Here is a 25,458-nt window from a genome sequence, read left to right as displayed (position 1 = left end):
TTTGTTTTTTTACACTACTTTTTTCAGTAATTTTGTATGGAAGGCTTAACCTTTCTAAACATGCAAACAAGCACCTATAAAGCACTAAAAATTAATCAAAACGCACAGACTTCAATTCAGGATGTTTTGGTTGTAGAAGCTGCTTTACAAATTAACATTAATGATGAGCCTTATACTGTAGTTATGAGAACACCAGATAATGACAAAGCATTAATAAGAGGATTGCTTTTTGCTGAAGATATTTATAAAAGTGACAAAACTTTAATTTTTAACATAGTTAAGGAAGAAAATGAAATTCCGACGATTATAAATGTTACTATTTCTAAAGAAGTATTAGGTAAAGGATATTTAAATAAAAGAACATTGCTCTCTGTTTCTTCTTGCGGAATTTGTGAAAAAAATGAGCTAAAAGACAATAATGTTGAAGGAGAAAAACGAACTAAAACAACTACTTTTTCTAGTACTGTTTTACATGAAATGTTTTTAAAAATGAATAGTTTTCAGCATACTTTTAAAAACTCTGGTGGTAGTCATGCAGCAGCAATTTTTAATAGAAACCATGAGTTTTTAACCGTTAAAGAAGATATTGGAAGACATAATGCTGTAGATAAAGTAATTGGAGATTTATTGATAAAAGACTATTTAAAGCATGCTAAATATTTATTGGTAAGCGGACGCGTTTCTTACGAAATTGTTTCGAAAGCATTTATTGCAAAAATTCCAATTATTGTAGCAGTCTCTGCCTGCTCTTCTTTAGCTGTAGATTTTGCAAAAGAATTTGGTATTTGCTTAATCGGTTTTACAAGAGAACAAAAAATGACCATTTATTCAAATCCTTCATTTGTTGAAAAAACGAAAAGCTATGTCTAAAAACAGAAAAGCAGATATTAGCAATACTCCAGCTTCCAAAACAGTAATTATCACCATTAAAAAAAGATAAAAATCACCTTATGAAAAAGATTATTTTTTTACTTGTAGTTCTAATTTCTAACCAACTATTATTTTCTCAAACAGAAAATACTCCGAAGAAACTTACTCAAAAAGGGTTTGCTAAAATAGATTTCCTTTCTATTGATATGCCTATTATAGAAACTTCCAAAGAACCCAATATGGGACTAACAGGGATCAATTATAATCTATTTTTAGGTGATGAATTCTATACAGGTGTTGGGCTCTATGGTTCATTTGCAGGAATACGAGGTGGTTTTTTTACTTTGGGAGTAAACGCAGGTCTTAAAAAATATTTTTCTAATAAATTATATGTGGATACCGGTTTTCACTTTGGTGGCGGTGGTGGCGCAGGTGCTCTTGATGGCGGTGGCGCTTTTATATTACCTCATTTTAATTTAGGTTATGACTTTAAAAACTTTTCAATAAACGGAGGTTGGAGTTATGTTAACTTTTTTGATGGTGGAAAAATTAAAGGGCATCAACTAAATGTAGCTTTAGAAATTCCTTTAGATTTTGAATATTCAGATTATAAATCAGCAGAAAAAGAAATAGATTTAGATCATTTTAATAATACTAGTTGGAATCAAAATCCAAAAAGAAATTCTTTAATGGTTCACTTTAACAATTTAAAGGTTTTAAGCAAGGCTAAATCTACAGATGATCAAGTTTTAGAAGGTAAAACCATAAAATTAGCCGGATTTGAATATACTTCTTACTTAAACAAAAATTGGTTTACATTTTTAAAAGTAGATGGTGCTTACGATGGTATTAGAGCAGGTTATATGGATGTTTTACTTGGTGGAGGTTATCATTTATCAATGAACAGAAATAGAACCAATATTTTAGCAAAATTTGGTATTGGTGCTGGTGGTGGTGGTGGTGTAGATAGTAAAGGTGGTTTCTTATTTTATCCTGATTTATCTATAGAACAACAATTATTTAAAGACATTTATGTCTCTGTTAATAAGGGCTATCTCTTAACTCCGAATAAAGATTTTTACACTTCTTCTTTTGGTGTCGGAATTAAATATTATATAGAGAGAAATGGAATAAATACCGACAACGCAACCTTTACAAAAGGGAAATTTAAAGGCTTTGAAGTCATTGTAAAGCAAGACATGTACTTTAATGCAAAAAGAATGGATGCCCCTACAGAACACATGCATCAAATTTCTTTACAAGTAAATTTAGATTTAAATAAAAATGTATATGTTGCTGGTCAAACTTCTTTTGCCAATTTTGGTAATGCAGGTGCTTATGGTGAAGGTTTGGTTGGTGCAGGTTTAAAAACGAATCCTTTATTTAATGATTCTACTTCTTTATTTGCACAACTATTAGGTGGTGCTGCAGGTGGTGGTGGTATTGCCACAGGACAAGGTTTAATTATAAAACCAAGTTTAGGATTCGATTATGAGCTTTCTAAAACCTTAAATTTAAGAGCAGCTGCAGGTTATGTAAAAGCAAGAGGAGGCGAACTAAGCAGCCCATTTATCAACCTTGGTTTAAAGTATAACATCTCTTTTTTAAAATTGAAATAATGAAAAAAAAATAGCGCTACTTAAACTATGTATTTAAGTAGTGCTATTGATATCTTTAATAGATTTAATGTATTTTACTTATATCGCAGTTTCTAAATATTTAACAACAAAATCAATTTCTTCTTTGGTTGTATATTTAGAAAAAGAAAAACGAACTGAGGTTTTATTTGCATCAGTATCATTTAATATTTCTTGTAATACGTGAGAACCTTTATTACTTCCACTTTGGCAGGCACTTCCTCCAGAAATAGCTATTCCAGCCATGTCTAAACTAAATAAAAGCATATCATTGGTAAAAGGAAAACGCACATTTAAAATGGTATAACTGCTATTTTCAATATCTGAAGAAAGTCCGTTAAATTGAATGTCTTTTGAAATACTCTTTAATTCAAAAATAAAATACTTTTTTAAATTCTCAATGTAATTTTTATCTTCCTCTAAACTAGAAACAGCAATTTCCAATGCTTTTTCCATCCCTAAAATAGCATGTACATTTTCTGTACTAGACCTTGCACCCATCTCTTGTTCGCCACCATGAAGCATTGGTAAAATTCCAAATCCTTTTCTAAAAAAGGCAAAACCTACTCCTTTTGGGCCATGAAACTTATGTGCACTCGATACCATAAAATCTAACGATATTTTCTGTAAATCAATATTATAGTGACCTATCGCTTGTACGGTATCCGAATGAAATAAGGCATTATTCTTTATACAAATCTCGGTAACTTCATCAATATCTAAAATATTACCTATTTCATTGTTAATCAACATTAAACTTACCAACGTTTTATCTTCTGATGCTGATAAAAGCTGTTCTAGATGAACAGTATCCACAGTTCCAAATTCATCAAGATTTACATAATCTACAAGTATGTTATGATTTTTTTCTAAATGAAAACACGTATGTAAAACGGCATGATGCTCTATTTTAGTCGTAATAATTCTTTTAACTCCAAGGTTAAAAACAGCATTGTGCAATATTAAATTATCTGCTTCTGTGCCACCAGCAGTAAAAATAATTTCGCTGGCCGTTACATTAAAATGCTTTGCAATATTCTTTCTAGCAGTTTCTACCGCAGATTTTGCTTTTCTACCAAATTGATGAATAGATGATGGATTTCCATAATTACTCTTCATAGACGTATGCATTACCTCTATAACTTGGTCATCTATTTGAGTGGTTGCTGCGTTATCTAAATAAACGGTTTTCATAACTTAAAATTAAATAGGGTTTTGAAAAATATAAACTTCTGTAGCTCCTAAGCCATATTTCTTATAAGAAGCATCATAAAATTTTACTGGATATTTATTTAATAATCTTAAAAGTTCAGATCTTAAAACACCTTCTCCAACTCCATGTATAAAAACTACTTTAGCGATTCTTTTAGCTATGGCAAACTCAATTTTACTTTTTGCAGTGTCTAATTGTAGGTTTAACATATCGTAATTATCCATGTTTCTTGTAGACTTCGTCAGTTTACTTATATGCAAATCGACTTCTAAAATCACTTCTTTCTTTTCTTTTTTAAATAAACTTTTCTTTGGTTTATTCTGTGCAATTTTATCTTTTAATAGTGAATTATTAATATCACTAAACTTAGACAACTCATGTTGCTCTACATCAATTCGAACTAATTCTGATGCATTGAATTTAAAAATCATACCATCGGTAGTTTCTACAGAAATTTCAGTACCATTAATACCGATGACATTTCCTTTTAGAACATCATCTAAAACAGCTACTTTATTTCCAATTTTTAAACTCATTCTTTATCTTGACTTAATTTTATTATCAGTTATTTTTAGAAAGTAAATTTATTACAAAAGTAACAAGCTAAAAAGGTTTCTCTCTAAAATAAGTATAAATTCTGATTACTTAACACGTTAAGATACTGAAAGAAGTACAGTATATAAGGAGTTAATCCTATTAAACAATCGGTTCTTTTTTATAAACTTTTTAATTTATCACCAAAAAGGAGTAACAATATAATAGGAATCCCTAATGAGATTACTAAAATCTTATTTGTCTCAAATAAAGACGGATTTAATAAAAGTGTAATAGCAAAACCACCAATTGCTCCACCTAAATGTGCAGAATGCCCAACGTTACCCAATTGCTTTTTCATTCCGTAAATTGAATATAATAAATACCCAACCCCAAAAATATAACCAGGAATTGGTATTGGAATAAAAAACAAATACAATTCCATTGCAGGGTATAAAAGTATGGAAGCATACACAATACCAGAAACCGCTCCAGAAGCTCCTACAGCACTATAATAAGGTTCATTTTTGTGATATTTAAGTGAGTACAAACTACCTGATAATAAACTTCCAAAATAGATTACTAAAAAACCAGGAATCCCTAAAATCTGAGCAACAATATCTCCAAAAAGATATAGAGCATACATATTAAAACCTAAATGCAGCCAGTCTACATGTAAAAAACCCGAAGTTAAGGTTCTTATTTTTTCACCAGATAAAACTTTACCTACTTGAAACTTATATTTATCTAAAAAAGAGTAATCATTAAACCCTTTCATAGAAACCAAAACATTGGCAATAATCAGTATTAATACTGCTTGATTTATATTGTTCATCATAAAGCAAAATTACTGAAATCTGATTTACTAATGCTACTCCATTTTAAATTTATATCCGATATTTGCATACTTAAAATAATACTCCATGCATTTAATTGTTTTTAGTCTTATATACCCGTTTATTTGGTTAATATCTAAACTTCCTATGAAGATATTGTACATAATTTCGGATGGACTATATCTCTTAAACTATTACATTATTGGCTATAGAAAAAAAGTAGTTTTAGAGAATTTACATTTAGCTTTTCCTGAAAAAAGTGAGGAAGAAATTATAAAAATTAGTAAAGGTTTTCTTAAACATTTAACTGATTTTATTGTAGAAAGTATAAAGACTTTTACAATTTCTGAAAAAGAAATTTCTAAAAGAATTAAATATAAAAACATTGATTTACTAAAAGAGGTTGCTAAAAACGGAAAAAGTATTTCTTTAGTAGGAATACATCAAGCAAATTGGGAATGGTTGACAGGCTTACCTTTACAAATTAAAAAACCAGATTTTTATGCTGCGTATACCAAAGTACAAAACAAGCACTTCGAAAAAGTAATTAAAATGTCTCGTTCTAAGTTTGGCGGAACCTTATATAGAACCTCAGACACAATTAGAAACCTTCATCGAAATTTTGTAAATAAAAAACAAGGTATTTATATTTTGTTAAGCGATCAATCTCCACAACTAAAGAACACTCATTATTGGGCTGAATTTATGGGAATAAAAGTACCAATTCATATAGGTGCAGAAACTCTAGCTAAAAGATACGATATGTCTTTTGTATACTGGACGACCAGAAAAATTAAAAGAGGTTATTATGAAGTTGAATTTGAATTGATTACAGAAAATCCAAAAGAGTATAAAAATTACCAACTTACAGATAAATTTATCGAAATAACTGAAAGAAATATTAGAAATCAACCTGAAGTTTATTTATGGTCTCACAAACGTTTTAAACATAGAGATAAAGTTCCGATATTACCATCATAAATAACAACTATATGCAATTATTAAGTTTTGTACTTACATATCCATTAATTTTACTGCTCTCTATATTACCAATGAGAGTTTTATATATTATTTCGGACTTTTTTTTCTTTCTAGTATATTATGTTTTCCGCTACAGAAAAGAAGTCGTTTTAGCAAACTTACATCTTGCTTTCCCTGAAAAATCTGAAGATGAAATTGCATTAATTTCTAAAAAATTCTTTAAACATTTTACAGACTTGGTTGTAGAAAGTGTCAAATACTTTTCTATTAGTGAGAAAGAGATAAATAAACGTTACAAATTTCTAAATCCAGAATTAGTAGATAACTATAGTAAAAAGAAGAAAGGTATTATAATTGTTGGAGCGCATCAAGCAAACTGGGAATGGTCTACAAGTATGCCACTTGCTTTAGAAACAACAATTTTAGGCGCATATACTAAAATACAAAATAAATATTACGAAAAAGCTATCAAAAAGAGTAGAAAACGGTTTGGTATTGATGGGTATAAAACATCTGAAACCATTGTAAACATTCAAAAAAATATTGATAACAAGCTTCAAGCTGCCTATATTTTACTAAGCGACCAGTCTCCACAACCTAATAAAACGTATTATTGGAGTGAGTTTTTTGGTGTAAAAGTACCGATACATACTGGTGCAGAAATGCTTGCAAAAAAGTTCGACTTTGTTGTAATTAACTATGTGGCAAGAAAAGTAAAAAGAGGGTATTATGAAGTTGAATTTCAACTAATAACAGAAACTCCTAGAGATTTTAATGATTATCAAATTACGGATAAATACACAAAAGTAACCGAAGAAAATATAAGGCTACAACCAGAATTATATTTATGGTCTCACAAACGTTTTAAACATAAAGACAAAGTGCCAAAAGAATTTTTATAATCCTTTTGGCACTTTTAGTAGATTTTTATTTCTTTTACAAATTATTTATTTTACAAATTAAACCTTCCTCCAATAAGTATATTTCTTTGGAAAAAAGTAAAACTTTGAGAAGCTCCATCATTTGGATTATAAGTCGTTTTAACATCTGGCATATAGATATAACCAAACTTTAAATCTGATTGGATATAGAAATATTTAAAGAATGTAAAATCTAGTCCAATAACAGCTGAAGTACCGTAACCTGCAATATGAAACTCATCATGTCTTTCTTGATCAAATAACTTAACATCTGTTCTTGGATACAAAATTCCAGCTCCTAAACCTTCCGTAAGGTTTATTTGAAAATTCTTATGATTTAAACCTATTAAATGACCAATTTCATCAAATCTTCTAAACTCAACATTTACATAATTTAAACCATCGGTATGTTCTAGCTGTAAAAAATCTTCAGATAATATTTGATTATCATTATTATAAACACCATCAAATGGAGTTCCTGCATTTATCTCTCCGTCAATTTTTACCGTTTGGTCTGCAACCATTACATATTTCATGTGGTCTACACCTATAGAAATCGTATAATTTTCTTTTAAAAAATATCCTATTCTATAATTGTTTTGAGGAATGGTAATTCTACCCGGATTTAAATAATCGTTGAAACTAAATGGAGTTTGTCTGTCTTTTGCTTTTACATTACGTAAAGTAAAATCATAACTACCATTATCTCCAGTAAAGTGAATATCTGAATCAGAGTAATTAGCCCTGTTCCACCCCCAATAAAAAAAGAATTTTCCTTTATTGGTTATTTTCTCTACATTTTTAAAATTGTCAGTATTTTCTGTACTATTTTCTTGTGAAAAAGAACAGATGCTCATTAATAAAAATGAACCTATTATTACTTTTGTTTTCAAAATACTATGCTATTATTGCTTTAATTTCATTGATAAATCTTACGGCTAAATCATCTGCAGCTTGCTGTGATTTTGCTTCTGTATAGATTCTAATAATTGGCTCTGTATTCGATTTTCTTAAGTGAATCCACTCGTCTGCAAAATCAATTTTTACACCATCTATAGTATTTACATCTTCGTTAGAATAGGTAGACGCCATGGTTTCTAAAATTTTGTCAACATCTATTTCTGGTGTTAACTGAATTTTATTTTTACTCATAAAATAACTTGGATACGAATCTCTTAATTCTTTACAAGATATTTTTTTATTTGCTAAATGAGATAAAAACAAAGCGACACCAACTAGAGAATCTCTACCATAATGAGAAGCAGGGTAAATAATTCCTCCGTTTCCTTCTCCACCAATTACTGTATTGGTTTCTTTCATTTTGATAACCACATTTACTTCTCCAACTGCTGAAGCTGTATACGTTCCACCATGCTTTTCTGTTACATCTCTTAATGCTCTAGAAGAAGATAAGTTAGAAACGGTGTTTCCGCCACCTAATTTTCCTAAAACGTAATCTGCACAAGCAACTAATGTATACTCTTCGCCAAACATAGAACCGTCTTCAGAAATTAAAGCCAAACGATCTACATCTGGATCTACTACAATTCCGAAATCTGCTTTTTCTTTAACCACCAATTCAGAAATATCTGTTAAGTGTTCTTTTAAAGGTTCTGGATTGTGAGGAAACTCACCATTTGGTGTACAATATAACTCTACACATTTAACACCTAATTTTTTTAATAAAGCAGGAATAAAAATTCCTCCTGTAGAATTTACTCCATCTACAACTACTTTAAATTTTGCTTTTTTAATGGCTTTTACATCTACTAAGTCAAGATTTAAAACTTCTTTAATATGCTTTTTTAAGTATTTTTTATTCTTTTTATAAGAACCTAAATCATCTACTTCTGCAAATGAAAAGTCTTCACTTTCTGCTAAAGCTAAAATCTGCTCTCCTTCTTCTCCATTTAAAAATTCTCCTTTTTCATTTAAAAGTTTTAAAGCATTCCATTGCTTTGGGTTGTGAGAAGCGGTTAAGATGATTCCTCCATCTGCTTTCTCTAAAGGTACAGCAACTTCTACAGTTGGTGTTGTAGATAAACCTAAATCGATTACATCTATTCCTAAACCAACTAGAGTATTAGCAACTAAACTAGAAATCATTTTACCAGAAATACGAGCATCTCTACCAACTACTACTTTAATTTTTTTCTTATCTGCATTTCTTGCTTTAATAAAAGCTCCGTATGCAGAGGCAAACTTTACAGCGTCTATTGGGGTTAAATTATCAGCCGTTTTTCCGCCAATGGTTCCTCTAATTCCTGAAATTGATTTTATTAATGTCATAATATATACTTGTCTTTTTAAGCGGAACAAATATAATTCTATTAAATGATTAAATAAATTAGTGAGCTGTAAATTTTATGTAAGCTATTTGTTAGCAAAAATGTGCGTTAGGGATTGAAGTATTTGTTTGAGCTCTTTTTTATTTTTCTTAAAAAAAGCGAGTGTGGAAAGCCCGACCTTTTTAGGAACGCCCCTAAAAAAAGTTTTCAGTATTCAAAAATTAAAATTTTTAAATACTAAAAATCTAAAGCACAAAAAAAGCCGATACAAATTGTATCGACTTTTAAAATATATTAGAAATGTAAATGATTATTTACCTTCTTCCATTTTTTTCTTTAATGCTGCAAGACCACCAATATCTCCTAAGGTAGTTTTTTCTGCTTCTGCTGCTTTCTTAACGGCAACTTTCACATTTCTTTTCTCTTGCTCTTTAAATAAAGATGTATGAGAAACAACAACTCTTCTGTATTCTTTAGAGAATTCTAAAACTACAAATTCGATTTTGTCTCCTTTTTCTAATTTAGAACCATCTTCTTTTTCTAAGAATCTTGTAGGTGCAAATCCTTCTACGCCATCAGCGAAAATTACAACTGCTCCTTTATCATTCTTTTCTTTGATTGTTCCTTCATGTTTAGAACCGATTGCATACGTAGCTTCATGTGCATCCCAAGGGTTATCTTGTGTTTGCTTATGACCTAAGTTTAACTTTCTGTTCTCTACATCTAATTCTAATACTTGTACTTCTAGTTTATCACCAACAGTTACAAAATCTGAAGGATGCTTCACTTTCTTAGTCCAAGATAAGTCTGAGATATAAACTAAACCATCAATACCTTCTTCTAGTTCAACGAATACACCAAAGTTAGTATAGTTACGAACTGTACCAGTGTGTGTAGAACCTACAGGATATTTAGTAGTAATATCTGTCCAAGGATCTGGATGTAATTGTTTGATACCTAAAGACATTTTACGGTCTTCACGGTCTAAAGTTAAAATTTGAGCTTCAACTTTATCTCCAACTTTTACGAAATCTTGTGCAGAACGTAAGTGAGTTGACCAAGACATTTCAGAAACGTGAATTAACCCTTCTACTCCTTGTTCTACTTCTACAAACGCACCATAATCAGCTAAAACAACAACTTCACCATTTACTTTATCACCAACTTTTAATTCGTTGTTTAAAGCTTCCCAAGGATGAGCAGATAATTGTTTTAATCCTAATTGAATTCTAGATTTGTTATCATCAAAGTCTAAAATTACAACGTTTAATTTTTGATCTAATTCAACAACCTCATTTGGATGATTGATTCTAGACCAAGATAAATCAGTAATATGTACTAATCCGTCTACACCACCTAAATCAACAAAGACACCATAAGAAGTAATATTTTTAACAATACCTTCTAATACTTGTCCTTTTTCTAATTGACCAATAATTTCTTTTTTCTGTAATTCAATATCAGCTTCAATAAGAGCTTTATGAGATACAACAACGTTTTTAAATTCGTGGTTGATTTTAACAACTTTAAATTCCATTGTTTTCTCAACATACTGATCGTAATCTCTAATTGGCTTAACGTCAATTTGAGATCCTGGTAAGAATGCTTCGATTCCGAAAACATCTACAATCATACCACCTCTAGTTCTACATTTAACGAAACCGTTAACTACTTCACCAGTTTCATGAGCATTGTTAACACGTTCCCATGCTTTAATTACTCTTGCTTTTTTGTGAGATAATACTAATTGACCAGAAGAATCTTCTCTTTTGTCAACTAATACTTCTACAGTATCTCCTTCTTTTAAACCTTGGTTGTAACGAAATTCGTTTAAAGAAATAACTCCTTCAGATTTAGAGTTGATATCGATGATTGCATCTCTATCAGTAATTCTGATTACAGTTCCTTCAATTACGTCACGCTCGTTTACAAAACCTACAGTTCCTTCTAACGCTTTTTCAAATGCTTGTAATTTTTCTTCATCAACAGCTTCAATACCTTGTTCGTATTTGTGCCAGTTAAAATCAGCTAAAAATTGTGTTGGATCTACAGCTGGAGTTGCTGTTGCTTGTACTTCAGTAGCAGCTACCTGCTCTTCAGTGTTTTTTGTTTCTTCAGACATTTCTGAATAATAATTTTGTATCTTATTGTTTATCAGATTTTAACGATATAAACGCAAAGAGTTGTTTTTATAAATTGTTTTAAATATTCCTTTTATAAATCTGTTCTCGTAAAAAGGAGTGCAAATTTACAAAAATGTTTTGATTTATAACACTTTACAATTAATTTATTATTCCTTTTATTGTTGATATACAAAAAACTACCTTTGCACCCTTAAAACCTTTTAGGTAGATTTTAATGAAGATGGATAAAAATACAAAAGATTTAGTAGATAAAGGAATAATGCTTCCGTTAATGGAAGAGTTCTATACCATACAAGGAGAAGGTGCTCATACAGGTACTGCCGCTTATTTTATTAGAGTTGGTGGTTGCGATGTGGGTTGCCATTGGTGTGATGTTAAAGAAAGTTGGAACGCAGAATTGCACCCACCTACTTTAGCAGATACTATTGTAGACAACGTTAAAAAATATGCGAATACCGTTGTTATAACTGGTGGTGAGCCTTTAATGTGGTCTATGGATTATATTACAGAAAACCTTCAGAAAAACAATATTAGAACGCATATAGAAACTTCTGGAGCGTATTCTTTTTCGGGAAAATGGAATTGGTTTTGCCTTTCGCCTAAGAAAACAAAAATGCCTTTAGCCGAATGTTATCCTGAAGCAGATGAATTAAAAATGATTATTCATAACAAATCTGATTTTGATTTTGCTGAGCAAGAAGCCGCTAAGGTTGGTGCTAAATGTCAACTTTATTTACAGCCAGAATGGAGTAAAAAAGAAAAGATGACTGCAGAAATTGTAGATTATGTTATGAAAAATCCAAAGTGGAAAATTTCTTTACAAACACATAAATACCTGAATATTCCATAATATTCAGGTATTTTATACTTTTATTAGGAACTGCTTCCTGCGAGGAGTTTATCTTAAGCGTAGTCGAAAGACACTCGCTTTTTTTGTTGCTAGTTCTCTACACAATTTGTTCATTCTTTAGAAATTCAATCTAACTGACAGTTAAAAAGAATTCAAACATATGCTTCAATCAGGGGGCCTAGACTATTTGTAAGCTTTAAACTAATCCTCGATTCTTCTATCTACTATAGAACAAATACGATCAAACTGTTCGTTAATTCCCATATCAGAATTATCAAACTCAATAGCGTCTTTTGCTTTCATTAAAGGAGAATCTTTTCTGGTAGAATCTATTCTATCTCTTTCTTCTACATTAAAAAGTATGTCTTTAAAATCTACTTTATCACCTCTATCAATCAATTCTTTATAGCGTCTATTAGCTCTCTTATCTGCAGAAGCGGTCATAAATAACTTTAATTCGGCATCCGGAAAAACAACTGTACCAATATCTCTACCGTCCATAACAATACCGCTGTTTTTTCCCATTAGTTGCTGTTCTGCTACTAACTTTTTTCTTACTTCAGAAATCGCTGCAACTTTACTAACTAATTGAGAGACTGCTAAAGTTCTAATCTCTTTTTCTACATTATTAGCGTTTAAAAACATTTCAGCAAAACCTAAATCTTCATTGAATTTAAATGTAAGAGAAATATGTTTTAAATTTAAAATAAGTCCTTTCTCATCTAAATGAGTTTTACTCACAAAATTATTGTTCATAGCAAATAAGGTAACTGCTCTATACATTGCACCTGTATCTACATAAATATAATTGTACTTTTTTGCTACTAATTTAGCAATGGTACTTTTTCCTGTTGATGAAAAACCATCAATAGCTATTATAATTTTTTTATTCATATTACCTTCTACTATCTAAATCTATTAATAAACTAAAAGTACTTGCATTTGCTGCAGAATGAAATTTAGAATACGCATAATTGAACTTTAATCTGTTCATTTGAATTCCAAATCCATAAGAGAAACCACTAAAAGTTCTAGCGTTTTGTAATTTTAATTCAGCTGCTCTTCTAAAATTATAACCCAATCTTAGATTAATCAAACTCTCTGGAAACAATTCACCACCTATAACAAAATGTCTAAAAGTATTTCCTAAAAAACCTACGTCTTCATTAGTAATATTACCTTCTAAATCGGTTGTTTGATCAGACGGATTAGCTACAGAGATATCCCATTTTTGTAAATTATCTATAGTCGCATACCATTTTAAAGGTACGTGTTCTAATTTATAAGAACCTCCTAAAGCTACTTTAAAGGGCATTTTTTCTTTTACACCATTATATGTTTGTATTTGAGTACCAATATTTCTGGCAACTAAAGTAAATGTATATGGTTTATAAGGGCTATTATATAAAATTGCTAAATCTGCAGAAACACCAACAGAGCTATAACTATCAATATTAGAGTTGATAAACCTTATGTTGGCTCCAATAAAAAAATTTGATCTTGGTATATTTAGAGCATACCCAGCTGAAACGGCAATATCACTTGCATTAAAATTACCTGTTTCATTTCCTTCCTCATCAGCTCCTATTAAAGAACCATAATCTATATATTTAATACTTCCATGTATCGTTCCAAACCTTCTAGAAATCGTTTTTGCAAATGCTAAAGAACCAATGTTTATACCGGCTAAGTAACTCGTGTAATTTGCAGATAATTTATTATCAATTTCAACACTTATCACAGAAGGATTCCAAATTGGCTGGTTTACATCATCTAAAAGCGTTAAAACCTCACCACCTAAAGCTACTTGTCTCGCAGAAGTAGAAATATTTAAAAACTGATACACTTCTCCTCCTCCAACTTGAGCAGTTAAGGAGATAGAAAAAAATAAAATAGAAATAAAAAATAATTTTATCATTAACTAATTTAGTTTCAATTTACAAATATACTTTATAACGTAGTAGCATCATAAAAATTACTATTTAAAACTATAAAATATTTTCATTTAAATGTCATTATAAGATAACCCTGAATATTATTCATGAAATATATTTATATTTTCTGAATAATTAATATTGATACTCAACAGACATATAAAATCTATTAAGTTCCTACCCTCTATTTACTAAGAATACAATTATACATGGTTTTTTCTTAAAAAGGTACTTCAAAAAGTATAAAATTGAATCTTCTACTTGTTCTGAATACATATTAAATTAAAGGTTTAAGGCTAAGAAAATTAACTACACTTTATTAGCTACAAAGGCCATTGGCTATCGAAATCCTTTCTATTGATTATTTTTATTGTAATTTTGTCGATGCAACTGTTTTTCTGCTTTTATTTTTTCTTATAAGCTTGGTCTTTAAGCTTTATCTTCACTGCACATTAAATTTTACCTTTTGAAAACAGTATTAAATAGAACACTAAATTAATCAACCTAAATATTTTACGAAAACTACAATATGAGTAATTCTTTTAGAACCAAAACCACTTTAGATAAAGGCGTAACTATACCTAGTCTAATTTTTATAATCTCCATTTGTCTAATTTCTGCTATTTTTCCTGAATTTACAGAAACCCTCCTGAATAAGGTTAAAAACTTCATATTTGTTAACTTTAATTGGGTATACGTTTGGTGTGTTACAATATTTGTTATTTTCTTGGTTTATTTAATGTTTAGTAAGTACGGAAATATTAAGCTAGGAAGTAACGATAGCAAGCCAGACTATTCTTTCTTTTCATGGGTTTCAATGCTATTTTCCGCTGGTATGGGAATTGGGTTGATGTATTTTAGTGTAGCAGAACCTATGCAACATTACTCCAATGAAGTATTAATGGGCAACAGTACCATTAGTCCTGCAAAAAATGCTCAATTATATACTTTTTTCCATTGGGGAATTCATGCTTGGGCTATTTATGGTACTGTAGGACTATCATTATCCTACTTTGCATACCGATACAAACTTCCACTTTCATTACGAAGCTGTTTATACCCAATACTAAAAGATAAGGTTAAAGGAAAATGGGGAAACGCAATTGATGTATTCGCTCTTTGCAGTACCTTTTTTGGAATAACAACCACACTTGGTTTTGGTGTTGTTCAAATCAATTCTGGATTAGAAACCCTAAATATAGTACCCGAGAGTAGTTTTATCTATCAAATTATAATAGTAGGTGTATTGGTTTCTATTTCCATTTTTTCTGCTGTAACCGGCGTAGATAAAGGTGTTAAAATACTAAGTAATATTAATATTATTAGTGTTGTTATTTTATTATTATTTGTTTTATTTCTTGGACCAACTGTTTATATAATAAGCAGTTTTACCGAAGGAATGGGAAGTTACATTCATAACTTTTTTAAACTAACATTTAATACACATATTTATGAAGAAGAAACACTGCCTTGGTTTTACGATTGGACCATACTTTACTGGGCGTGGTGGATTTCTTGGTCTCCTTATGTTGGACTTTTTATTGCTAAAATATCAAAAGGAAGAACTATACGAGAATTTATTTCGGCAGTATTAATCATACCAACATTATTCAATTTTATTTGGATGTCTGTATTCGGAAATAGCGCTATTTGGTTTGATATTAATGTCGCAAATGGACTACTTAGTGAATTATCTAGTAATCCTGATGCCTTGATGTTTAATTTTTTAGAATACCTACCATTCACTAAAGTAATTAGTTTATTAGCTATTTCTATCATTCTTATTTTCTTTGTAACATCTGCAGACTCAGGTATGTTTGTAATGAATAGTATCTCTAGTAAGAACTCACAAAATTCTCCTAAATGGCAAACTGCAGGATGGGGAATTCTACTTGCTATTCTAGCCCTATTTTTATTAAACGCTGGAGGGCTTGAAGCCTTACAAAGCATGACACTTATTACAGCACTACCGTTTTCTATAATTATTCTTTTATTTGTTGTGAGTCTTGTAAAAGCACTCGCTATAGATAATGATTATTACAAACGTGATTTTCAAGTAACCCCTTGGTCTGGTTTATTTTGGAAAGAACGTTTAAAACAAATTATTTCATACGATGACCAAAAATCTGTTGATGAATTTATTGAAAACACGGTTAAACCTGCCTTTAAAGAACTACACCAAGAATTTGTAAATAATGGAATTGAAGCAACTGTTCATTTTTCCGAAAAACCCAAAAGCGTAGAAATTGAAATTAAGTATGATGTCGTTAATAATTTTGTATATGGCGTAAAAAATCAATCAAAATTAGTTTCTCAATACTTAATTGATGAAGACAACCTTGGAGGATTTGAAGAAGATTGTTCGTACCTTCCTATAACTTATTTTGGTGATTACAGAAAAGGATATGACGTACGTCTTTTTACTAAAGATGAACTAATTTCTGATGTCCTCAAACATTACGAAAGGCTTTTAGCTATTATTTCCGAAGAAAAAAACGAAATGTTTATTAGTAGTAATGCAAATAAAAAATAAATCAGTAAGATGTTCATCCTTTAAAACAAATACATCTCTCTAAAAAACGAAGTCAAAACAATAATATCAACATAACAATGACTACTACTTACGAAACCATTCAAAGGTTTTGTAAATAATAGTCATATAAACCTCATTAAGAGTTATTTGATAAATATTTAAATTTGATATTTTTCCAGAAAATTCTCTATATGTGTTCGATTACTGTAAATTTAAGTCAGTAAGGTAACCTAGCTTTAGAAATACTTTTTTTTATTCTAAGACCTCGGTATAATAGCTGAGTATTTAAAATATAATCTTATTTAACAGTAATTTTATCTAAGTAATAACAATGTTAAGTAACATATTTGCTGTTATAAGTAAAAAAGGAATATTCTGTTTACTAGAAAATAATAAAAAACTCCATTTTTAAAATGTTTATTAACGACATCAATTTTCCGCTTTAACAATCACCACCTTCTAAAAGAAATATTTACTATATGATATTCTACTTATTTCGAAAAACTTGAAATAGTAAAAAAATAATATACTTCTTCCCCATCAAATTGAATATTTAAGAAAAGAGAAAAAAAATATTTTTTTATCTAAATGCAATTATAAACAATCATGAATATTATTCACAAAAACAAGTATGTAAAATTAACAATACTTTATATTTAGATATAATAAAAATAAAATACTGCAATAAAGCAACACTTACTAACTATAAAAATGCAGTAAAAACGCAAAAATGACGCAAAAAAAATAAATAAAATGCAAGATTATTGTAATAAATTGTTAAGTTTGTCTTAACTAATCAATAATAATAACTATGACTAAAAAAATTAAAGTAACACTTCTGGTTTTTTTTACAACTTCATTTTCCGTACTATTTTCACAAAACATAATTGTGAAAGGTACTGTTGTTGATAAAATTGATACGCCTTTACCAGGTGTAACTATTGTAATTAAAGGAAGTAATAAAGGAACGTCTACTGATTTTAATGGAAATTATAACATATCAGTTGCAAAAGGTAAAACACTAGTTTTCTCTTCTATTGGTTTTCAAAAAAAAGAAGTTATTGTAAATAGCACAACTGCCAAGATCGTTTTAGAAGAAGACACTTCTGTTCTTGGTGAAGTTGTTATCACTGCAGAATTCGGTTTAAAACGTGTAAAGCGTAGTATCGGTTCTTCAGTACAGCATATTGAAGGAAAAACTATTGAAGATTCTGGTAGAGAAAATTTTATTACCGCATTAGCAGGTCGAGTTGCTGGTCTTAATGTAGGGTCTACAAGTGGAAATCCTGGTGCCTCTACCAATGTGGTTCTTAGAAACATTACCTCTATATCGGGTAATAATCAACCGCTTTATGTTGTGGATGGTATTCCTATGAACAATTCTACTTTTGATCCGAGCGGAATGGCTGGTGGAGAATTTTCTGTACGTGACATGGACTTTTCTTCTAGAGGTAACGATTTTAACCCTGATGATGTTGAATCTATAACAATTTTAAAAGGAGCTGGTGCTGCGGCATTATACGGTTCAGATGCATCTAACGGAGCAATTATTATTACCACTAAAAAAGGTACTTCTGGTAAAGGAACTGTTCGATTTAGTAATTTTCTAAAATTTAGTAATGCTTATGGTTATCCAGAAATGCAAGACAAATATTCTAACGGAGCTAAAGGGACAACAAACTACTATTACACAAGTAAATTTGGAGGGTTGTATCCAGAAGATACAAAAATCTATGATAATCTTGATGCAATACTTCAAACAGGCGTTCAACAACGATACAATGTTTCTGTAGATGGAGGATCTGATAAAGCAACTATTCGTGGTAGTTTTTCTCAATTAAACGAAACTGGTGTTGTAAAAACTACTAAATACAAAAGAACTAATTTAAGTTTATCTGGTAAAGCAGAAGTTACAGATTGGTTAACTTTTGAAGGAGCTTTGCAATATACTAATACTGAAAACAACAAGGTTAGAACAGGTACTTCAGGTCCGTTATATCGTGCTATGTTATGGCCTAGAGTAGATGATATGAGCAATTATCTTGCTGAAGACGGTAGCCATATGAGAACACCTGATTATTACCTTGATGTAGATTTATTAAATCCTCTTTTTGGAATGAATAATAATAAGTATTATGATGAATCAGATAGATTTATCAGTAATATTTCTTTGAATATGACGCCAATGAAAAACACTTTTGTTAGGGCACAAGTTGGATGGGATGTAGGTATGCAAACCTATGTAACATCTACACATCCTTATTATGCGTATGATAATGCTGGTGAAGGTAGTTATAACATAACTCAGTCAAATTTTTCTGATCCAACCATTAATATACTTGGTGGTTATAGTAATACATATTTTGACGACAAATTTTCATTTTCAGGTCAATTAGGATATCACCAAGTAGAGAATGGAGTAACAAGAACTAGTAGTTATGGTAGTAATTTTATTGCAACAGATTTTCAATCTATCAACAACACAGACCCTTTAACACAAACATCTAGCCAAAGAAATACCAAAAGACGAGTACAAGGAATTTCTGGTTCGTTTGAATTTGGATATAATAATTTAGCTTTTATAACATTAAGAGCTAGAAATGACTGGTCATCTACATTGCCTGTAGAAAACAACAGTTATTTCTATCCTGCTGTAGAAGGAGCTTTAATTGTATCTGATTTAGATTTCTTAAAGGATAATGAAACTATAAATCATTTTAAGCTACGTGGTTCATGGGCTCAAGTTGGTAAAGATGCAAGTCCTTTACAAATAGACCCACAATTAGAAAAAACTAATTTAACAGGTGGGGGGTTCAAATATGGTTATACAGGTCCTAACCCAGAACTTAAACCAGAAATTACAACTGCAAATGAAATTGGTATAGACTTAGGTTTGTTTAAAAATAGAGTAAAAACAAGTTTTACCTATTTTACAACGGAAAATTCAGATCAGATAGTAAGAGGTTTTAGATTAAGTTATGCAACAGGATTTGTATTAAACACATTAAATGTAGGTACATTTAAAACAAAAGGATGGGAAGCAAATATTGATGTTGATATTATAAGAAATAATGACTTTACTTGGAATTTTGGTATCAATGGATCTCAAGGAACTTCAGAAGTTGTTTCTCTGCCAGAAAATGTAACGGAATACTATAATGCCTATACTTGGACTTCTGGAAACATACGAAATGGTATTATGCAAGGTGAATCAATTTCAACTATAACAGGTAGAGCATACGAACGTAATGATAATGGTGATATCTTAATTAGTCCAACTACAGGATTACCTATCACCGCTAGTGAATGGTCTATTATTGGAGACAGAGAACCAAAATTACGTTTTGGAATGAGTACTAGTTTTAAATATAAAAACTTTAGATTATCTAGTTTATTTGCTGGACGCCTAGGAGCTACTGTTGTAAATGGAACAAAACGAGATATGATGTATAGAGGGAATAGTTGGGAATCAGTAGATTTAAGAGAAAGTGGTCCACAAATATTTAATGGTGTTATTCAAGATGGTAATGAGAATTCAGCTAACCCAACTCAAAATACAATAGCAGTAGATTATAGTATGTATGGTTCTTCTATATTTACAGGAGGAGACGAAGATTGGCTAGAAAAAGATGTAAACTATTTACGTATGCAAGAATTACGTTTTTCTTACCGTCTAGATGAAGATTTACTTAATAAATCTAAACTTTTTTCTCAAGTAAACCTATATTTTGTAGCAAACGACTTATTTACTTGGACAAATTATTCTGGTATTGATGCTGTGGGGAACTCAGTTTCAGCAGCTGCAGGAGGTACGGGTGGTGAAGGTATTGATATTTGGTCTATTCCAAATCCACGCAGCTATTCAGTAGGAATCAGTTTAACCTTAAATTAAAAAATCATGAAAAATAAATTAATATACATACTAATAGCTTTTTTCAGTTTTACTAGCTGTGAAGAATATCTTGATGTAAATAATAATATAGATGCACCTGCTGAAGTAGAAGGGTATTTATACCTAGCAGGAATTACCCAACAATATCAAGGTATTTATTATGATCTAAGAGCAATTGCTCCTATGACACAAATGATGGGTACAAGTAGTTACACTAGTTTTGCTAGCAATTACTATAATTTAGGGAGCGATGCTGGAGGAGAAATTTGGAGAATGACTTATTGGAGTCAAGGTCAAAATCTAGAAAACTTAATCAATCAATCTATAGAAGCAGAAGATTGGACTTTAGCTGGAATTGGTTTAGCAATGAAAGCTTACAGTTGGGATTTATTGACAAAAGTTCATGGAGAAGTACCAATGAATGATGCATTTGTACCTAGTTTACTACAGCATGATTATGATTATCAAAAAGATGTCTACACCCAAGTTCGTGAATGGGCTTATGAAGCAATTGAAATGTTAGAAAAAACTGACGATCAATCGTATGGTGATAAATTAACTAATAATGATTTTATTTATGGTGGTGATAAAGAAATGTGGAAGAAATTTTCATACGCCATTATTGTCCGTAACTTAGCTTCTTTAAGTAATAAATCAGACTTTTCAGGAACATACGCTCAAGAATTAATTGATGCAGCTGGTAAATCTTTCCAAAGTCCTAGTGATGACGCTACTGTTTCTGTAGGTGGTGGATCACAATCTGCACCATACAGTAGCTATAATAATTTTTGGGGAACGGCAAGAGGTAATTTAAGTTACAGCTATTTTCAACATGATTATGCAGTACAAGTATTTACAGGTACAGTTCCTAAATATGAGGATGCAACAGGAGATAAAATTCATATTATAAATACGACAAACTATTATCATCCGGTTGAACTTGCGGATAAACAAATTATAACTGATACGTTAACAAATGAATTAGGCCATTATGATCCTAGAGTTGCAGTTAAATTGGCTACAGAAAGTAACCCAACATATTTAAATTTAAATAATACAGACAGTATAAAAGCGTATCAATATTATGGAGGTTCTTTTACGGGTAGTACAGGACCTATAGGACAAGCTCCATCATTTTACGGTAGAACCTTATCTTCTCAATACCAAGGTACAGTTCATGATGGTACTGGTAGATGGATTTATAGAGATGATGCACCATATATATTAACCACGTACTCTGAAATTCAATTTTGTTTAGCAGAAACCTATTGGAAGTTGGGTCAAAAAACAGATGCTTTTGAAGCCTTCAAAAGAGGGGTAAGTGCAGATATGCAAACAACAGCTCGTTATATAAGTACAGGAAGTGAAGGAAGTGCTAGTGGAGGTGACAAAATTACAACAAGTGTTTTTAATTCACTTGCATCAGAATACTTAAACGGACCTTATGCAGGAGCACTACCATTAAACGAATTTACATTGTCACATATTATGATGCAAAAATGGGTTTCTTTATATCCATGGGGAGCTTCAGAAGCTTGGGTTGATATGCGTAAATATAATTATGATATTGACTATACAGGAGATGTTCCTAGCACAGGTAATGGTTTTATACACGGACTAGTAGATCAGAAAAAAGACACAGACGATACTAAAGTATACAAAGGTTTTTATTTAGCACCTGCGCAAGTGGAAGGTAGAAAAGGATCTTATTATACACAAAATGAAGGTTCACCAAGTTACCGAATAAGACCTCGATTTAATTCAGAATATATGTGGAATATACCTTCTTTAGAGATACTTAAACCTATATCGGGAACAGCAGAGAATTATCACACGTCTATTCCGTGGTTTGTCTATCCAGGAGATTTACCTCAATAAAGTATATGTTCAACTTAAGAAATCTAAAAAACATGAAAAATATAGCTAAAATAGGACTCTTTCTAGTTTGTGCATTTTTAATTACAGCTTGTGAAGAACACGTTGTAGAATATGACACAACAGAAATTGATACAGAAACAACAGCACAATTCCAAATACATTATGTAGTTCCCCTTGCAAGTGGAACCGCTAGCACCATAAATAGGATAGAATTAAATGATGAGTTATTAAGCAATGAAACTTATTCATTACCTATTAATAGCTTTATACCTAGATCTGCTACGGGTGGTAAATTTTATACTACAGAATCTGGATTAATAAATCTAAAACTATATATAGGAGCTGTAGATGATTTAACATTAGTTTATGACAAGAATATTGAAATGCCTGCAGGAAAAACGACTCTAATTGTGCATGATTTTGATAAAGATCCAACTATAGTAGATTATGGAGAATATCCAAAAATAACAACAGAAAACACAGGTGAAACAACATGGATTAAATTTCATAATTCCCTTTATGAAACACCAGGAGTACCTACTACTCTAAGACTTCAATACCAGTATCAATATATAATAGATAATGATACCGGAGAAAGAAGTGAATGGTTTAATGTTGGAGAACCAGTTTTATTTGGAGAAGCAACGGGATGGGAACCAGTAACAGTAAATAAACGAATAGAAATATCTTCTGGTTATGGATATAATTATTACCGTATTAGAGTAATTGGAGATGATGGATCTGATCAAGGTAGCCTACAAGTTTTTAGATGGAGTTTGAATGATTACAGTGATTATTGGACAGGTTATGTTGGTAGTTATAGACAACATATTCTTTCTAGATACCGCGTAGGTAACTCATCTTATTACGGTAGAGTATATCAATATACTGCATTGTAAATAATTTCAAATTTGTATAAATTAAAGCCAGTTCTAATTTACTTTAGAACTGGCTTTATTCTTTTTATGCCTATATAAATTATTTAAGACAATATAAGCAAAAGTGAATCTAATTAAGGGCGTGCCCATGAAAAAAGCATGGTCAGGCTATACACTACAAGTCCTCGCTCGTACCTCACTGTGGGCTTTTTGTTACTATCCTTCACGCAAAAACATTCAGTTATATAAAAAAAATAGATAGTAATTAATGAACATTTCTGACTAACGTCTTATAAATATCAAAAGACTTATTATTATTTAGAAATTACACGTTTGTTTAAAATAATTTGTCAGTTGTACCTTTTTAAAAAAATCCGAAAATCATAAAAGGATAATCTAATTTGAATTAACTTCAATAAGAGACTTTAAACGAAGATAGATATCAATACTAAATCAAAGCAAAGGGGAACTAAAAAACGATACCTTGTAAAACTCAACTTATATGAGCATCTGTACTTGCTTAATGCCTACACTCATAAAACTCTGAAAAAAATTCCGGTTGATAAAATAACAATTACTAATTAAAGGCTCCCATTGTTTGTAACAGTATCGACACAGATTAGCAGAATAAACCACAGAAAGTCATAAAAAATTATCAAGAAAGAATAAAACATTGTCATGCTGAACTTGATTGAGCATCTCAAATTGCATAGACTTAACGCAACAAAGAAATTGAAGTAAATTCAGATTGATAAGATAACAATAAGTATTTCCAGGATCACCTAACAATATAAAGTAGTGTATGATCAAGAGTATGAGATTTTTCCTACCATCAAATGATAAGTTAGATGATTTTATCTAATACATTGATTACAAAAAAATGACTATGTTTTCAGTTGAGGACAAAAAAAACCTCAATTCATAAGAATTGAGGTTTAGTATCTTGAATATTCAAGATTAAAGAAAGGCGGCGACCTACTCTCCCACATAAATGCAGTACCATCGGCGCGATTGGGCTTAACTTCTCTGTTCGAGATGGGAAGAGGTGAGCCCCAATGCTATAACCACCCTAAAATTTTCAGCTAAATAATTTTAACTGTATAAGTTAACATATGGTAAAATAATATCTAAATCGTCTAATAAATAAAGAGGTTCTGCTCCCGCCTTTCGGCGGGAAGCGTACATAAGTCTATGGGTTATTAGTATCACTTGGCTATGACATTACTGCCTTTACACCTATGACCTATCAACGTTGTAATCTCCAACGACCCTTTAAAGAAATCTCATCTTGTGGTGGGTTTCGCGCTTATATGCTTTCAGCGCTTATCCCTTCCCGACGTAGCTACCCTGCTATGCTTCTGGCGAAACAACAGGTACACTAGAGGTCAGTCCAACTCGGTCCTCTCGTACTAGAGTCAGATCCACGCAAATTTCTAACGCCCACAGCAGATAGAGACCGAACTGTCTCACGACGTTCTGAACCCAGCTCGCGTGCCACTTTAATGGGCGAACAGCCCAACCCTTGGGACCTTCTCCAGCCCCAGGATGTGACGAGCCGACATCGAGGTGCCAAACCCCCCCGTCGATATGAGCTCTTGGGGGAGATCAGCCTGTTATCCCCGGAGTACCTTTTATCCTTTGAGCGATGGCCCTTCCATGCGGAACCACCGGATCACTATGCTCTTGTTTCCAACCTGATCGACCTGTATGTCTCTCAGTCAAGCACCCTTATGCCATTGCACTCTACGTACGGTTACCAAGCGTACTGAGGGTACCTTTAGAAGCCTCCGTTACTCTTTTGGAGGCGACCACCCCAGTCAAACTACCCACCAAGCACTGTCCTCATCTCTGAGTTAGACTCTAGATAAGCAAAGGGTGGTATTTCAAGGACGACTCCACAACGCCTAGCGACGCCGCTTCAATGTCTCCCACCTATCCTACACATTACTTATCCAAAGCCAATACTAAGCTATAGTAAAGGTTCACGGGGTCTTTTCGTCCCGCTGCGGGTAATCGGCATCTTCACCGATACTACAATTTCACCGAGCTCATGGCTGAGACAGTGTCCAG

Annotated in this window: 17 protein-coding genes and 2 rRNA genes (1 of these 19 cut by a window edge); 9 read left to right on the top strand and 10 right to left on the bottom strand. The window is 31.3% G+C overall.

Annotated elements, in window-relative coordinates:
- The first annotated feature begins 60 nt into the window (after positions 1-60).
- Together fdhD and H0I27_RS06120 are read left to right on the top strand one after the other, a co-directional pair.
- Positions 61-870, top strand: coding sequence for a formate dehydrogenase accessory sulfurtransferase FdhD (fdhD, locus tag H0I27_RS06125; protein WP_218732965.1), 810 nt, complete (start codon positions 61-63; stop codon positions 868-870).
- An 80-nt stretch (positions 871-950) separates the two neighbouring features.
- Complete coding sequence (locus tag H0I27_RS06120; RefSeq protein WP_218732964.1) at positions 951-2,489, top strand: hypothetical protein; 1,539 nt, start codon at positions 951-953, stop codon at positions 2,487-2,489.
- Positions 2,490-2,567: 78 nt separating this feature from the next.
- On the opposite strand, the gene H0I27_RS06115 is transcribed toward H0I27_RS06120, so the two are convergent.
- From H0I27_RS06115 to H0I27_RS06105, 3 genes are all read right to left on the bottom strand, one after another.
- Positions 2,568-3,701, bottom strand: coding sequence for a cysteine desulfurase family protein (locus H0I27_RS06115; RefSeq protein WP_218732963.1), 1,134 nt, complete (start codon positions 3,699-3,701; stop codon positions 2,568-2,570).
- 9 nt (positions 3,702-3,710) lie between these two features.
- Positions 3,711-4,256, bottom strand: a complete 546-nt coding sequence (locus H0I27_RS06110; RefSeq protein ID WP_218732962.1) for a Smr/MutS family protein — start codon at positions 4,254-4,256, stop codon at positions 3,711-3,713.
- Positions 4,257-4,435: 179 nt separating this feature from the next.
- Positions 4,436-5,092, bottom strand: a complete 657-nt coding sequence (locus H0I27_RS06105) for a rhomboid family intramembrane serine protease (protein WP_218732961.1) — start codon at positions 5,090-5,092, stop codon at positions 4,436-4,438.
- Between the two features lie 145 nt (positions 5,093-5,237).
- Here H0I27_RS06105 and H0I27_RS06100 point away from each other — a divergent pair, with 145 nt between their 5' ends.
- Together H0I27_RS06100 and H0I27_RS06095 are read left to right on the top strand one after the other, a co-directional pair.
- Entirely contained in the window at positions 5,238-6,071 is an 834-nt protein-coding gene (locus tag H0I27_RS06100; protein WP_254712622.1) for a lysophospholipid acyltransferase family protein, read from the top strand.
- A gap of 11 nt (positions 6,072-6,082) precedes the next feature.
- Complete coding sequence (locus H0I27_RS06095; protein ID WP_218732959.1) at positions 6,083-6,973, top strand: lysophospholipid acyltransferase family protein; 891 nt, start codon at positions 6,083-6,085, stop codon at positions 6,971-6,973.
- 50 nt (positions 6,974-7,023) lie between these two features.
- On the opposite strand, the gene H0I27_RS06090 is transcribed toward H0I27_RS06095, so the two are convergent.
- From H0I27_RS06090 to rpsA, 3 genes are all read right to left on the bottom strand, one after another.
- A complete protein-coding gene (locus H0I27_RS06090) occupies positions 7,024-7,884 on the bottom strand; it encodes a hypothetical protein (protein ID WP_254712621.1) in 861 nt (286 codons plus the stop codon).
- A 4-nt stretch (positions 7,885-7,888) separates the two neighbouring features.
- Positions 7,889-9,280 (bottom strand): phosphoglucosamine mutase, encoded by a 1,392-nt coding sequence (gene glmM / locus H0I27_RS06085; RefSeq protein ID WP_218732958.1) that lies wholly within the window; start codon positions 9,278-9,280, stop codon positions 7,889-7,891.
- 309 nt (positions 9,281-9,589) lie between these two features.
- Entirely contained in the window at positions 9,590-11,401 is a 1,812-nt protein-coding gene (gene rpsA, locus H0I27_RS06080; protein WP_218732957.1) for a 30S ribosomal protein S1, read from the bottom strand.
- A 242-nt stretch (positions 11,402-11,643) separates the two neighbouring features.
- Here rpsA and H0I27_RS06075 point away from each other — a divergent pair, with 242 nt between their 5' ends.
- Positions 11,644-12,273, top strand: coding sequence for a 7-carboxy-7-deazaguanine synthase QueE (locus H0I27_RS06075; protein WP_208888786.1), 630 nt, complete (start codon positions 11,644-11,646; stop codon positions 12,271-12,273).
- A 201-nt stretch (positions 12,274-12,474) separates the two neighbouring features.
- Here the strand turns inward: H0I27_RS06075 and cmk are convergent, their stop codons facing one another.
- Complete coding sequence (gene cmk / locus H0I27_RS06070) at positions 12,475-13,167, bottom strand: (d)CMP kinase (RefSeq protein ID WP_218732956.1); 693 nt, start codon at positions 13,165-13,167, stop codon at positions 12,475-12,477.
- A 1-nt stretch (position 13,168) separates the two neighbouring features.
- Positions 13,169-14,191, bottom strand: a complete 1,023-nt coding sequence (gene porQ / locus H0I27_RS06065; protein WP_218732955.1) for a type IX secretion system protein PorQ — start codon at positions 14,189-14,191, stop codon at positions 13,169-13,171.
- A 545-nt stretch (positions 14,192-14,736) separates the two neighbouring features.
- On the opposite strand from porQ, the gene H0I27_RS06060 reads away from it, so the two are divergent.
- The 4 genes from H0I27_RS06060 to H0I27_RS06045 all read left to right on the top strand — a co-directional run bounded on the left by H0I27_RS06060 (position 14,737) and on the right by H0I27_RS06045 (position 23,409).
- On the top strand, positions 14,737-16,740 hold the full coding sequence (locus tag H0I27_RS06060; protein ID WP_218732954.1) for a BCCT family transporter: 2,004 nt from the start codon (positions 14,737-14,739) through the stop codon (positions 16,738-16,740).
- Positions 16,741-17,629: 889 nt separating this feature from the next.
- On the top strand, positions 17,630-20,632 hold the full coding sequence (locus H0I27_RS06055; protein WP_218732953.1) for a SusC/RagA family TonB-linked outer membrane protein: 3,003 nt from the start codon (positions 17,630-17,632) through the stop codon (positions 20,630-20,632).
- 6 nt (positions 20,633-20,638) lie between these two features.
- Positions 20,639-22,510, top strand: coding sequence for a SusD/RagB family nutrient-binding outer membrane lipoprotein (locus H0I27_RS06050; RefSeq protein WP_218732952.1), 1,872 nt, complete (start codon positions 20,639-20,641; stop codon positions 22,508-22,510).
- A gap of 32 nt (positions 22,511-22,542) precedes the next feature.
- Positions 22,543-23,409 carry a hypothetical protein gene (locus H0I27_RS06045; RefSeq protein ID WP_218732951.1) on the top strand — a complete coding sequence of 289 codons (867 nt, stop codon included), beginning with the start codon at positions 22,543-22,545 and terminating at the stop codon, positions 23,407-23,409.
- A 941-nt stretch (positions 23,410-24,350) separates the two neighbouring features.
- On the opposite strand, the gene rrf is transcribed toward H0I27_RS06045, so the two are convergent.
- Positions 24,351-24,460: ribosomal RNA gene (gene rrf / locus H0I27_RS06040) — 5S ribosomal RNA — on the bottom strand.
- A 107-nt stretch (positions 24,461-24,567) separates the two neighbouring features.
- A 23S ribosomal RNA gene (locus H0I27_RS06035) occupies positions 24,568-25,458 on the bottom strand (it continues 1,994 nt past the right edge of the window).

Source organism: Polaribacter sp. HaHaR_3_91 (assembly GCF_019278525.1).
In the GTDB taxonomy this organism is placed as follows: Bacteria; Bacteroidota; Bacteroidia; order Flavobacteriales; family Flavobacteriaceae; genus Polaribacter.
This window is presented reverse-complemented; position numbering and strand designations above follow the sequence as displayed.